This window comes from Thermacetogenium phaeum DSM 12270, from assembly GCF_000305935.1.
Taxonomy (GTDB): Bacteria; Bacillota; DSM-12270; order Thermacetogeniales; family Thermacetogeniaceae; genus Thermacetogenium; species Thermacetogenium phaeum.
Genome location: NC_018870.1, coordinates 2,573,504 through 2,586,064, shown reverse-complemented (window position 1 = coordinate 2,586,064; position 12,561 = coordinate 2,573,504). Strand labels below are relative to the sequence as shown.

13 protein-coding genes are annotated in these 12,561 nt (G+C 56.9%); all 13 read left to right on the top strand.

The genetic code is table 11. The annotated features are described in order from the left end of the window. Positions 1-33 precede the first annotated feature (33 nt). The 13 genes from rpsD to argB all read left to right on the top strand — a co-directional run bounded on the left by rpsD (position 34) and on the right by argB (position 12,542). Complete coding sequence (gene rpsD / locus TPH_RS12685) at positions 34-660, top strand: 30S ribosomal protein S4 (protein ID WP_015051593.1); 627 nt, start codon at positions 34-36, stop codon at positions 658-660. 35 nt (positions 661-695) lie between these two features. Continuing rightward, the gene (locus tag TPH_RS12680; RefSeq protein WP_015051592.1) at positions 696-1,646 is read left to right on the top strand and encodes a DNA-directed RNA polymerase subunit alpha; all 951 of its coding nucleotides are present in this window, start codon (positions 696-698) and stop codon (positions 1,644-1,646) included. 17 nt (positions 1,647-1,663) lie between these two features. Next, positions 1,664-1,999 carry a 50S ribosomal protein L17 gene (gene rplQ / locus TPH_RS12675; protein ID WP_015051591.1) on the top strand — a complete coding sequence of 112 codons (336 nt, stop codon included), beginning with the start codon at positions 1,664-1,666 and terminating at the stop codon, positions 1,997-1,999. A gap of 12 nt (positions 2,000-2,011) precedes the next feature. Then, complete coding sequence (truA, locus tag TPH_RS12670; protein WP_015051590.1) at positions 2,012-2,800, top strand: tRNA pseudouridine(38-40) synthase TruA; 789 nt, start codon at positions 2,012-2,014, stop codon at positions 2,798-2,800. Between the two features lie 44 nt (positions 2,801-2,844). After that, a complete protein-coding gene (gene rplM, locus TPH_RS12665) occupies positions 2,845-3,279 on the top strand; it encodes a 50S ribosomal protein L13 (protein WP_015051589.1) in 435 nt (144 codons plus the stop codon). A 16-nt stretch (positions 3,280-3,295) separates the two neighbouring features. Further along, positions 3,296-3,688, top strand: coding sequence for a 30S ribosomal protein S9 (gene rpsI, locus TPH_RS12660; protein WP_015051588.1), 393 nt, complete (start codon positions 3,296-3,298; stop codon positions 3,686-3,688). Between the two features lie 128 nt (positions 3,689-3,816). Further along, positions 3,817-4,578 carry an N-acetylmuramoyl-L-alanine amidase gene (locus tag TPH_RS12655; RefSeq protein WP_015051587.1) on the top strand — a complete coding sequence of 254 codons (762 nt, stop codon included), beginning with the start codon at positions 3,817-3,819 and terminating at the stop codon, positions 4,576-4,578. Positions 4,579-4,771: 193 nt separating this feature from the next. Continuing rightward, positions 4,772-6,130, top strand: a complete 1,359-nt coding sequence (locus TPH_RS12650) for a phenylacetate--CoA ligase family protein (RefSeq protein WP_201764456.1) — start codon at positions 4,772-4,774, stop codon at positions 6,128-6,130. 121 nt (positions 6,131-6,251) lie between these two features. Further along, positions 6,252-7,646 carry an AmmeMemoRadiSam system protein A gene (gene amrA / locus TPH_RS12645; RefSeq protein WP_028991297.1) on the top strand — a complete coding sequence of 465 codons (1,395 nt, stop codon included), beginning with the start codon at positions 6,252-6,254 and terminating at the stop codon, positions 7,644-7,646. Positions 7,647-7,658: 12 nt separating this feature from the next. After that, a complete protein-coding gene (gene amrS / locus TPH_RS12640) occupies positions 7,659-8,660 on the top strand; it encodes an AmmeMemoRadiSam system radical SAM enzyme (RefSeq protein WP_015051584.1) in 1,002 nt (333 codons plus the stop codon). Between the two features lie 534 nt (positions 8,661-9,194). Next, entirely contained in the window at positions 9,195-10,238 is a 1,044-nt protein-coding gene (gene argC, locus TPH_RS12635) for an N-acetyl-gamma-glutamyl-phosphate reductase (RefSeq protein WP_015051583.1), read from the top strand. 201 nt (positions 10,239-10,439) lie between these two features. Continuing rightward, entirely contained in the window at positions 10,440-11,642 is a 1,203-nt protein-coding gene (argJ, locus tag TPH_RS12630) for a bifunctional glutamate N-acetyltransferase/amino-acid acetyltransferase ArgJ (RefSeq protein WP_037999769.1), read from the top strand. A 15-nt stretch (positions 11,643-11,657) separates the two neighbouring features. Continuing rightward, on the top strand, positions 11,658-12,542 hold the full coding sequence (argB, locus tag TPH_RS12625; protein WP_015051581.1) for an acetylglutamate kinase: 885 nt from the start codon (positions 11,658-11,660) through the stop codon (positions 12,540-12,542). Positions 12,543-12,561 lie beyond the last annotated feature (19 nt).

The window sequence follows — 12,561 nt, the reverse complement described above, 5'->3', positions numbered from 1 at the left end:
CAAATTTTTATGATCAAGGAGGGACAGTAATACATGGCAAGATACACAGGCCCCGTATGCCGTCTTTGCCGCCGGGAAGGGATCAAGCTGTACCTGAAAGGGGATCGCTGCTATTCGGAGAAGTGCGCCATTGATAGGAGAAGCTATCCTCCCGGGCAGAAGGGCTTTGCTCGTAAAAAGATTACCGAATACGGCCTGCAGCTCCGGGAAAAGCAGCGGGCGCGCAGGATCTACGGGGTTTTGGAGCGCCAGTTCCGGCGCTACTTCGAAATGGCGGAGAGGCAAAAAGGGGTCACCGGTGAAAACCTGCTGCGCTTGCTGGAGCGGCGTCTTGATAATGTGGTCTACCGCCTTGGCTTTGCCAGGTCGCGCCCTGAGGCGCGCCAGCTTGTGCGGCATGGGCATTTCACTGTCAACGGGAGAAGGGTGAACATACCGTCCTATCTCGTTCGTGTCGGGGATGAGATTGCAGTTTCTGAGAAGAGCCGGGAGATACCCCTTTTTAAGGAGATTGCAGAAACGATTGCCCAAAAAACACCTCCCCCCTGGCTGGAAGTCGATGCCGAAAGGATGCGGGGGCGGGTGGCCGGAATTCCCGCCCGGGAAGATATCGATGTCCCCATCCAGGAACACCTGATCGTTGAGCTTTATTCCCGTTAATCCGTTCGGGTGGACGGGGAAGGAGGTTGTTGTTGTTGCTCGTCGAGATTGAAAAGCCTCGTATTGAGTGTGTAGAGAAGGACGAGAAGGATACTTACGGTAAATTCGTGGTGGAGCCGCTGGAGCGCGGCTACGGGACGACGCTGGGCAACAGCCTGCGCCGGGTTCTCCTCTCTTCACTGCCAGGAGCGGCCGTAACCTCGGTGCGGATTGAAGGCGTGCTCCACGAGTTCAGTACCATACCGGGTGTGCGCGAGGATACCACCGATATCATCCTGAACTTGAAGGGTCTGGCCCTGAGGATGTACGGAGAGGGGCCTGTGACCATCCGTATTGAGGCCCAGGGGGAGGGAGTGGTTACCGCCGGAGATATCATCACCGGCCCGGATATTGAGGTGGTGAATCCTGAGCTTTATATAGCGACCCTGGAGCCGGACGGCCGCCTCTTTATGGAAATGACCGTAGAGAAGGGGCGCGGGTATGTTCCCGCGGAAAGAAACAAGAAGGCGGAGCATGTAATCGGAGACATTCCGGTTGATTCCATCTTTTCCCCTATTCGCAAGGTCAATTACACTGTGGAGAACACCCGGGTGGGGCAACAGACCGACTACGACCGGCTGATCCTGGAGGTGTGGGGTAATGGCGTCCTGACGCCGGAGGAGGCCGTCAGTCAGGCTGCCGATATTATCATCAAGTACCTCAAGCTGTTCACCGGTTTGACCGAAAATACCGCCGAACAGGATCCGGAACCGGAGGAACAGGTCGATGAGAAGAGCAAGATCCTGGAAATGCCGATTGAGGAGCTTGAGCTATCGGTGCGCTCTTACAATTGTTTGAAGCGCGCCGGAATCAATACCGTTGAGGATCTGACCCAGCGTACCGAGGAAGAGATGATGAAGGTACGCAACCTGGGTAAAAAATCGCTGGAGGAAGTTGACAGAAAACTGGCCGAACTGGGACTTTCTCTGAAGAAGAGCGAGGATTAGAAAGAGGTGAATTGGCAATGTACCGCAAGTTGGGTATGCGGAAAGACCCCCGGCGGGCGGTCCTGCGGAATATGACTACCTCCCTTTTAAGGGAAGAGCGCATCGAGACGACCGAAACCCGCGCCAAAGAAATCCAGCGGCTGGCCGAGAAGATGATTACCCTGGGTAAGCGGGGGGATCTGCACGCCAGGAGGCAGGCACTGGCTTACCTCCTTGATGAAAGCGTTGTCAAAAAACTGTTTGATGAGATAGCTCCCAAATACAAGGAGCGCTCCGGTGGTTACACGCGGATTATGAAGACGGGGTACCGCCGGGGGGATGGAGCACCCCTGGCCTTGATCGAACTGGTCTAACAATTAAAGATCATGCGTCGCGTCAGGTTATGCCTGGAATATGACGGGACGAATTTTGCCGGTTTCCAAAAGCAAACCGGCACCGGGCTGCGCACGGTACAGGGTGTTTTGGAAGAGGCCCTGGCCCGTCTCACCGGAGAAGGAATCAAGATAGTGGGAGCGGGGCGGACGGATAAGGGCGTTCACGCCTTGGGGCAGGTGGTGCATTTTGATACCTGCTCCTCCATCCCTGTGGAGCGTTTTCCGGCGGCTTTAAACGGTCTCTTACCGCCCGATCTGGTTGTGCTGAGTGCGGCCCTGGCCGATACCTCTTTTCATGCCAGGTATGGTGCCGTTGGGAAGAGGTACAGCTATCTGATTCTGAACAGCAGAAGACCCACCGCCCTCTGGCGCAGCCGCTGCTACCAGTACCCCTATTCCCTTGACCTGACTGCCATGCGCTTGGCGGTACAGTTCTTTCACGGAGAGCACGATTTTCAGGGCTTTTCGGCTACCGGCAGCAGTGCTCAAAGCACAGTACGGCGTATTTTTTCTTTTGATATAGATGAGCAAGGGGATTGGATCTGCTTTTCCGTTACCGCCGATGGTTTTCTCTATAAGATGGTGCGTCTGATGGTCGGCACCCTGCTGGAGGTCGGCCGGGGGAAAATGCGGCCGCAACAGGTTAAGGAGATTCTTGACCGGGGTGAGCGGGGAGAAGGAGGCCCTGCGCTTCCCCCGCAGGGGCTCTACCTGGTAAAGGTTTACTATCCGGGCGAGGAGAAAGGAATGTTCCTTGACAGGGTGTGGCCGATTTCCTAGAATAAAAGCTGTTGGAATGGAAATGTCGAAGGAGGTAAACTCTTATGCGTACATATATGGCTAAACCGGGGGAAGTAGAGCGCAAGTGGTATCTCATCGACGCCACTGGCAAGACTCTCGGCAGGCTGGCAAGTGAAGTGGCGCGTATCCTGCGCGGCAAGCATAAGCCGACCTTCACCCCGCATGTGGATACAGGGGATCATGTGATTGTCATCAATGCCGAAAAGGTCAAAGTTACGGGGAAGAAATTTCACAATAAGCTCTATATTCACCATTCCGGCTACCCCGGGGGTTTGAAGGTGACGAACTTCGCGACGCTCTTTCGGAACAGGCCGGAAAGAGTGATTGAGAGGGCCGTCTGGGGAATGATTCCCCACAACCGCCTTGGCAGGCAGGTTATCAAGAAGCTGCGGGTTTACCGTGGGCCGGATCACCCGCATGCTGCCCAGCGGCCGGAAGCCTGGGAAATATCGGGATAGAAAGGGGGTATGACGCTTGGCGCAGGTACTCTATCAAGGAACCGGCAGGCGCAAAACCGCGGTGGCTCGTGTGCGAATTGTGCCCGGGGAGGGAAAGATCGTCGTCAACGGACGCTCTGCCGAGGAATACTTCCCAAAGCGCACACTGCAGGTGCTGATCCGGCAGCCGCTGGAACTCACCCGGACGGAGGGCCGCTTCGATGTCATCGCTTCTGTTAGGGGCGGCGGAATCAGCGGTCAGGCCGGAGCGATCCGTCTGGGACTGGCGCGTGCCCTTTTGAAGGCCGATCCCGACCTCCGCGTTCACCTGAAAAAGGCCGGGTTCCTGACAAGGGACCCCAGGATGAAGGAAAGAAGGAAGTACGGTTTGAAGAAAGCCCGCAAGGCACCGCAATTCTCCAAGCGCTAACCGTTGTCAGTGGCGGATTTACCTTCCGTCACTTTTATTTTTCAAGCCCCTTTTTTGCCGGCTTTAAGTCCGGATAATCCTTCATCTTTCCGCATAACATTTTTAGGGAGGGAAGAGGGGGGAAGGCTTTGCGGGGTTTTATTTTTTTACGGGTGTTCCGCCTGAAGCGGCAGGTTTTTTGGGCTTTGGTGCTCGCTTTGTTGTTTGCGGGGGCGCTGTACCCCTACTATGTTTCCTACCGGGAGCGCCAGGCGATTGAAGCGCTGTCCTGGTCTGTTGCCGGCAAGGTCATCGTCGTCGATCCCGGCCACGGGGGGATCGATCCGGGATGTGTGGGGAAGAGCGGTGTGCAGGAAAAGGATATCAACCTGGAGCTGGCCCGCCGGCTGGCCGTCTTCTTCAACCAGGCCGGGGCAAGGGTGATCTTGACCCGGGAGGGTGATTACGACCTGAGTGATGAAAGATACCGGGCACAGCTCAGGTTGCGCCAAAAGGATGATCTGGAGGCCCGGGTTGAGATAGCCAGGAAATACCAGGCGGATCTTTTTATCAGCATCCACGTTAATGCCATCTCCCTCTCCGACTGCTGGGGCGCCCAGGTCTTCTACCACCCGCAATCGCGGGAGGGCAAACGGCTGGCGAGTTTGATCCAGCAGGAACTGATCAAGACGGTGGGTGAAAGCTACCGCTGGATCAAGCCGGAAGATTTTTTCGTCCTCCGCAGTGTTGGCTGCCCTGCGGTCATCGTGGAGGCGGGGTTTATCTCCCATCCCCGTGAGGAGACCCTTCTTCAAGATCCTGTTTACCAGAACAAACTGGCCTGGTGCGTTTACGCCGGGGTTGTCCGCTATTTCAGCGGGGAACCGGAACCCAGAGAGCCGGATTATTAATTATCAGGAGACGAAGTGAACCTGGAGGTCGTGCGGGGCTGACGGGAAGTAGGCGGCGGGAGGGAAAGCGGACTGTTTAACTAACCGCTTCGGATCGTTGTCAGATATATTTATCAACATTTGTAAACATTATGGATTAAAAATAACAACAATGTTGGTGGTTGAGTTCAAGAGTCACCGGGAGGTTATTGAGTTGCGGAAGTATTTTGTGAAGCGGGTTGTTTTTCCTTTGATGGAAAAGGTCAAAGGGAATAGAATCCGCCATTATCTAAGGGAACTGCAGGATAGCGAGCGGTACGACGCCGATCAGATCCGCTCCCTTCAGATGGAGAAGCTACAGAGGCTGTTGATACACTGCCTCAAGAACGTTCCGGCATATAAGGAACTGGCCGGTTTGTTGACGACTGTGGAAAGGGATCCCCACCGGGCGCTGGAAGGGTTTCCGGTGCTGACCAAGAGTCACTTCGTGCGGCACGCGGACAGGTATTTATCCGACAACAGCGACAAATCCGAGTTGATCGCCAACAGAACCGGTGGTTCAACTGGTGAACCCGTCCATTTTTACCTGGATAGGGTGACGGTGGAGTATTACGAAGCTGCTCGCTGGAGGGGGTTGTCCTGGTGGGGTATCGAGCTGAGCGATCCCTCAGTGATGATCTGGGGGGCACCGCTGGAGCTGTCGAAAAACCAGAGCCTAATCTACAGGCTTAAGGAAAGATTTCTGAAAAACAGGATCATAATCCCGGCATATGGTCTGGACCCCCGGCAGATTTCCCATTACGTTCGCCTGATCGAATCCTTTGCTCCGGAATATCTTTACGGCTATGCCTCTGCTCTCAGCGCCTTCGCATCCCTCCTCGGGGAGCATAACCTCAGGATTAAGAGGCCTTTGAAAGGTGTGGTCTCCACCGCCGAAACGCTTTTTGACGAACAGCGGGCGGTTATTGAAAGGTATCTGGGGGGGCCGGTCATCAATGAATATGGAGCCAGGGACGGGGGGATCATCGCCTTCCAGTGCCCTTCCGGGAGCATGCACATATCTGAAGAGAACCTGATCCTGGAGATAATCGACATGCAAACGGGGAAAAGGGTCGAGGATGGGAGAAGCGGGTTGGTGGCGGTAACAGATCTCAATAACTATTCCATGCCGAGAATTCGCTACTTGTTGGGAGATGTGGCCAGTCTGTCGCCAGAGCGATGCCCGTGCGGCAGATCGCTGCGCACTTTGAAGCGGATCGAGGGGAGAGTCGACGATCTGTTCCTCTCCCTTGATGGTAAAATAGTCCATGGACATTACTGGAACCATATCGCCAGAAATATGAAGGGCATCAGGCAGTTTCAACTGATCCAGCACGACCCGGAGAATGTGACCTTGAAGGTAGTCAAAAGCGAGCTCTTTGATTCATCTGAAGTTAAACAATTTTTGGAGAAGATCGAGGATGTGTTGGGGCCCGTCAGGGTAAACCTGATTTACTGCGATTCTCTCGAACCCTCTCCGTCGGGTAAAATAAGATATGCCAGAAGGGAGTTTCCACTGCCGTCCAGACGCTGAGATTTTTTCATTTCGAGCGCCTTATCCGAAATATTGAAGGCCTTTTTGGGAAAACCTGAGAAGGAATCTTCTTGCCAAAAGGGAATCAGGTAAATAAGGCTGCTCATTATTTTCCAGGAGGATGGTGAGAAAGGTGTTTGTTTTCGCCGGATTATCCCCACACCCTCCGATAATTGTGCCGGAGGTGGGAGGGAATGAACTGGAAAAGGTGAAGGAGACCGTCAATGCCATGCGCAAGTGGGCCGAGGCCGTACGGGAGGCTCGCCCAGATTCCTTTGTTTTTATCAGCCCCCACGGCTGCTTCCTGCGGGATGCGGTAGGCTATCTCGGAACAGAGAAGATAGAAGGGGGCTTCGCCGGGTTTGGCGCTCCTCAGGTCTCCTTTCAGGTTGCCGTAGATCTCTCTCTGGCTGGCGCCGTTGCCAGAGAAGCGGCCGGAGAGGGGGTAGAAGTGGTGAGTGTCGATCCCGCCGACTGGTACTCCTACGATCCCGGAAGCCTCGACCACGGGATCACCGTGCCGCTCTATTACTTGAAGAGGACCGGACTGGACCTTCCCATTACTGCGTTCGGGATCAGCCTGCTTCCCTTGAGGACGCTTTACCGGTTCGGGCAGGCCTTAGGAAGGGTGTTGGAAAAGTCTCCGCAGAGGATTGCTCTCATCGCCAGTGGGGACCTCTCCCACCGCCTCCTGCCGGGAGCGCCGGCGGGGTATAATCCAAGGGGGAGCGAGTTCGACCGCATCATCAAGGAGTCTCTGGAGAGGATGGATGTCGAGCGTATTCTCAACCTTCCTGAGGACCTCATTGAAGATGCGGGTGAGTGCGGGCTGCGCCCGATCGTCATGATGCTCGGCGCCCTCAAAGATTATCGCGTAGAGCCGGAGATCTATTCCTATGAGGGCCCCTTTGGGGTCGGTTACCTGGTGGCAGGCTTCAGGCTGCAGGGGAAGCAGGGGGAAAGCGAAGCCGGTAAAGGGGAGGAGCGCGTTGAGGGGCGGCCGGTAGAGAGGTCCCCCCATGTTCGGCTGGCCCGGGAAAGCCTGGAATACTATCTGCGCACCGGAAAGATAATGCCCGTTCCGGACCCAGTTCCCGAGGGGATGGAGGGTAAGGCCGGGGTGTTCGTCTCTCTGAAGAAGCACGGTCAGCTCCGGGGCTGCATCGGAACCGTCGAGCCCTGCAGGGAGAATATAGCCGCCGAGATCATCCATAACGCCGTGGCTGCCGGCGTGGATGATCCCCGCTTCTGGCCGGTGAAGCTGGAAGAACTCCCCGAGATCGATTTTTCGGTGGATGTCCTGACCCCCTTTGAGCCTGTGAAATCGGAGGCCGAGCTGGACCCGAAGCGCTACGGGGTTATTGTCAAGAGCCGCGGCCGGACCGGGCTCTTGCTTCCGGATCTGGAGGGAGTGGACACCGTCGCCGAGCAGCTCAGCATCGCCCGCCAAAAGGCCGGGATCCCTCCCGGTGAACCGGTGCAGATCTTCCGTTTTGAAGTGGTCCGCTATCGATGAGGAGGATGGCCGGTGCAGGAAGCAAGGTACTATGAAAAGCTGGATGAGGATAGGGTCTGGTGCCACCTCTGCCCCCAAAACTGCAAGATTGCTCCCGGGCGCCGGGGTTTTTGCCGGGGGCGCCAGAACATCGAGGGAGTGCTTTACACCCTGAACTACGGAAAGATCACCTCCTGGGGGGTTGACCCCATCGAGAAAAAGCCGCTCTATCACTATTACCCGGGTGCAAACATCTTCTCCGTGGGCACCTTCGGCTGCAACTTCCGCTGCGGCTTCTGTCAGAACTGGGAGATCGCCCACGGAGACCCCGCCTTTCGCCAGGTAACGCCGGAAGAGCTGGTTGCGATCGCCATGGAGGCGCGGGAGCGCGGCGGGTCCATCGGTATCGCCTATACCTATTCGGAGCCTCTGATCTGGTATGAGTTCGTTTATGATACGGCGGCGAGGGCCCGCGGCAAGGGGCTGAAAAACGTCCTGGTCACCAACGGGTACATCCAGAGGGAGCCGCTGGCTGAGCTTCTCCCCCTGATCGACGCCATGAACATCGATGTCAAGGGCTTTACGGAGGGCTATTACCGGGAAATCTGCTCCGGAAGGCTGGAACCGGTCCTGCGGACGGTAGAAATGGCGAAAGAGTTCTGTCACGTGGAGATCACGAACCTGCTTGTCGAAGGGAAAAATGATGGTGAGGAGGAGATCGCCTCCCTTGTGGATTGGGTTGCCTCTCTGGATACCTCCATTCCTCTTCACTTTTCCCGCTACTTCCCCAACTACAAATTCGACCAGCCCCCTACCTCCCTGGAGGTGCTGCTCAGAGCGCGCGACATCGCCCGCCGCAGGCTGAAGTATGTCTACATCGGGAACGCCTGGGAGCTGGACGCCAACGATACCTTCTGCCCTCAGTGCGGACATCTCCTGATAGAGCGCTCCGGATACGGAGTAGAGATCAAGGGACTTGCTGGCGGAAGGTGCCGGAAGTGCGGGGAAAAGCTAGAGATTATTAATGAGCGCTGACCGCCGTTGCTCCTTCTTGTTGCTGCCTTGTCTGGCCCAGCCGGGCCTTTTTTCCTTCTGGAAACCACCATGCCGCCAGCGGCGGCACCAGCAGAGTATGAAAATACCCGAGGGGTCTACCGGCGAGCGACCTATGGAAGGCCGGTTAACAGAACAGGCGAAGCGAGGATGACTGGTCATTCTTTTTCGCCGAAAGTCTCTGGCCGCTTGTTCCCCGGTAAAGGGCGGGTTAAAATGCCGGTGTCGCCGCCGTACCGGGAGCTGGAATTAAGTTTTAGTTTCCTAAAAAGTTGCTTAAGTTTAATGAGATGTGGTTGTATTTTTATGCAATGGTATGTATAATAATAAGCAATGTTTTGTAGTGGGTCTCCTGTCTTAAAATATAAACCCTCCTAGGACTTCTCTTTCTGAAAAAGCGCTGTTTGGCGTTCTATGCCGGGGCTCCGGTAAAAGGCTTATCCTGCGGTTTAGGAGTGTCGCGGACAGAAGGTCTAACCTTGATTATCAGAGCATAGATAAGGGGAGAATGGGATTATGGGTTTGAAAGCAGGAATCGTGGGAGTAACCGGCTATGTCGGGGAGGAGTTGGTGAGGATCCTCTGCCGGCATCCGGAGATAGAGGAGATCAGGGTGGCCTCGCGGGATTTTGTGGGGGAGGCCCTCGACCGTGTTTTTCCCCATCTGCGCGGACATGTCGATCGGGAGATTTGGGGTATGGAGAAGCTTCCGGATCTCGCAGCGTGGGCAGATGTGGTGTTTCTGGCCCTGCCGCACGGGGTTTCCGCCCCCGTGGCCAGGGAGGTCCTGAAGAGAGGGAAAAGGGTGATCGATCTGGCTGCCGATTTTCGCCTTCCCGATGTGAAGCTGTACGAGGAGTGGTACCGAGTGCCGCACGGCGCCCCGGAACTGTTGAAGGATGCCGTCTACGGCCTGCCGGAACTCTTCCGCTCGTCGATCAGCGCGGCGCAGCTCGTAGCCAATCCGGGCTGCTACCCCACCAGCGCTCTCCTGGCCTTAGCGCCGCTTCTCAAACACGGGCTGGTCGACCGGTCGACGGTGATTGTTGACTCCAAATCGGGGGTTTCGGGGGCGGGAAGGTCGCCGAGCCTGGGATGCCATTTCCCCGAGTGCAACGAAAATATCAGGGCCTACGGGGTGGGAGTGCACCGCCACACGCCGGAGATCTCCTATTATGCCGGCGTCTTATCGGGCGGCCAAGTCGACGTCTTCTTTACCCCTCACCTAATTCCGGTAACACGGGGGATTTTGAGCACCGTTTACGCAAGAATGGAGCGCCCGATGGATGACGCATCCTTAAGGCGGATTTACGAGGAGTTCTACGCCGGTGAGGCCTTTGTGCAGGTTGCGGTCGCCGGGGAATGGCCGGAAACCAAGTGGGTCCTGGGAACGAACAGGTGCTTCCTCGGAGTCACCTCCGGCGCAGAGAGGCAGGCCGTTGTTGTGTCCGCCATCGACAATCTGGTAAAAGGGGCGGCGGGGCAGGCGGTGCAAAACATGAATCTCATGTTCGGCCTTCCGGAGGTGACGGGGCTTACAGGACCGGGGCTGTACCCTTAAAATCAGGCGGATATCCGGCTGCTGATTACTTATGGCCGTGCCAGGCTTTGATTGAAAATCTATCAGGAAAGGGGGTAGCCCGTCTTCCCGGTAGCAGGTCCCAAGGGTCCAATCTCTTTCCCGAGTCGGGGCCGCAATGTAGTAGGATTTAGTGTTGTTGACGGGAAACGGGAGTTGGCTTTGTACGATCAGAAGTGGAAAATGGTTCCTGGTGGTATAACAGCTCCGAAGGGCTTTTTGGCCGCCGGTATGGCGGCAGAGGTGCGTAAAAGGGGAAGGCGCGACCTGGCCCTCCTTTATTCGGAGGCACCCGCTGCGGCCGCTGCGCTCTTTACTCAAAACCAGGTGCAGGCAGCACCGGTGCTGGTGACGCGCGAGCACCTGATGCAGACGGAAGGGCAGGCCCGGGCTGTCGTTGTGAACAGCGGTATTGCCAATGCCTGCACCGGTGAGCGGGGGATTGCCGACGCCCGGCGCATGGCGGAGGTGGCCGGGGAGGCTCTGAAGGTACCTCCGCAGCAGGTTATTGTTGCTTCCACGGGGGTTATCGGTGAGTATCTTCCCATGGAGAAGATTGAGGCAGGCATCAGAAAGGCCGCTCTAGCCCTCTCCGTCGACGGTGGAGGGGCTGCTGCGGAGGCCATTCTTACGACCGATACCACTACCAAGGAGTGTGCAATCCGGCTGCCCCTGGGCGATAAGGAGGTAACCGTCGGGGGGATTGCCAAGGGTTCGGGGATGATCCACCCGAATATGGCGACGATGCTCGCCTTTATTACAACGGATGCGGTGGTAGAAGTGCCTGCGCTGCAGCAGGCCCTGCGCTGGGCGACCGACCGCTCCTTCAATGTCATTACAGTCGACGGTGACACCAGCACCAACGACATGGTGGTGCTCCTGGCCAACGGCAGGGCGGGAAATTCACCCCTCACTGCCGGCGATCCGGAGTTCACCCTCTTCAGGGATGCCCTCCTGGCAGTCTGTGTGGAGCTTTCCAAGATGATTGCCAGCGACGGGGAGGGAGCCTCCAAGCTGCTGGAGGTGCGGGTTAAAGGGGCACCAGGCGAAGCGGAGGCACGCAAGATTGCGCGAGCCGTGGCCGGCTCCAACCTGGTCAAGGCCGCCATCTTCGGCGAGGATGCCAACTGGGGGCGGGTCCTCTCGGCTGCCGGTGCCTGCGGTGTTCCCTTCGACCCGAACCTGGTGGATGTTTTTCTGGGCGATCTTCAGGTGGCGGCCCGGGGGATGGGCCTTGCCTTCGACGAGGAGAAGGCCCGCTCGATCCTGTCGCAGAGAGAGGTGACCATCACCCTGGATCTGCACTCCGGGGGTGGTCGGGGAACGGCCTGGGGCTGTGACCTTTCTTTTGACTACGTGCGCATCAACGCTCACTACCGGACTTAGAGGGAGGGGAAAGGGATGGTCCTGACTCCTTTAGAAAAGGCATCGATACTCGTGGAGGCCTTGCCCTATATCAGGAAATTCTCCGGACAGACGGTGGTCATCAAGTACGGCGGCAGGGCTATGATCAGCGATGAGCTGGAACGGGGGGTGATCACCGACTGTATTCTGCTGAAGCTGGTTGGAATTCATCCGGTTATCGTCCACGGGGGCGGGAAGGCCATCGACGAGATGCTGGAGCGGCTCGGGATGAAGACGGGGTTTGTGCACGGCCAGCGGATCACCGATGAGAAGACCATGGAGGTCGTGGAGATGGTGCTCGCCGGCAAGGTGAATAAGGAGATCGTCACCCTGATCAACCAGCTGGGCGGCAAGGGGATCGGACTCTGCGGGAAGGATGCCGGGCTGATCACCGCCCGCAAAAAGACCATTCCTGCACCCCCGGGGGAAGAGCCGGTCGACCTGGGGTGTGTGGGGGAAGTGGAGAGGATCAATCCGGAGATTATCGAGACGGTCAAGGACGAAGGCTATATACCGGTGATCGCCCCCATCGGTGTGGGGGATGACGGGAGGAGCTACAATATCAATGCCGATTATGTGGCGGGTGCCGTTGCCGCTGCCTTAAAGGCCAACAAACTGGTGCTCTTAACCGATGTGGAGGGGATCTTCGCAGACAGGAATGACCCGGGGAGCCTCCTTTCGGTGATCAGGGTTGATGAGGTGCCCGATTTGATCGCCAGGGGGATTATCGCCGGGGGGATGATTCCCAAGGTGGAGTGCTGTGTCCATGCGCTCGAGAATGGGGTCGGGCGCACCCACATTATCGACGGCAGAATTTTGCACTCCATCCTCCTGGAGGTCTTCACAGATGAGGGTGTCGGTACTATGGTAGTCAAAGAGTGATCGGGAAAGGGGCTGAAGG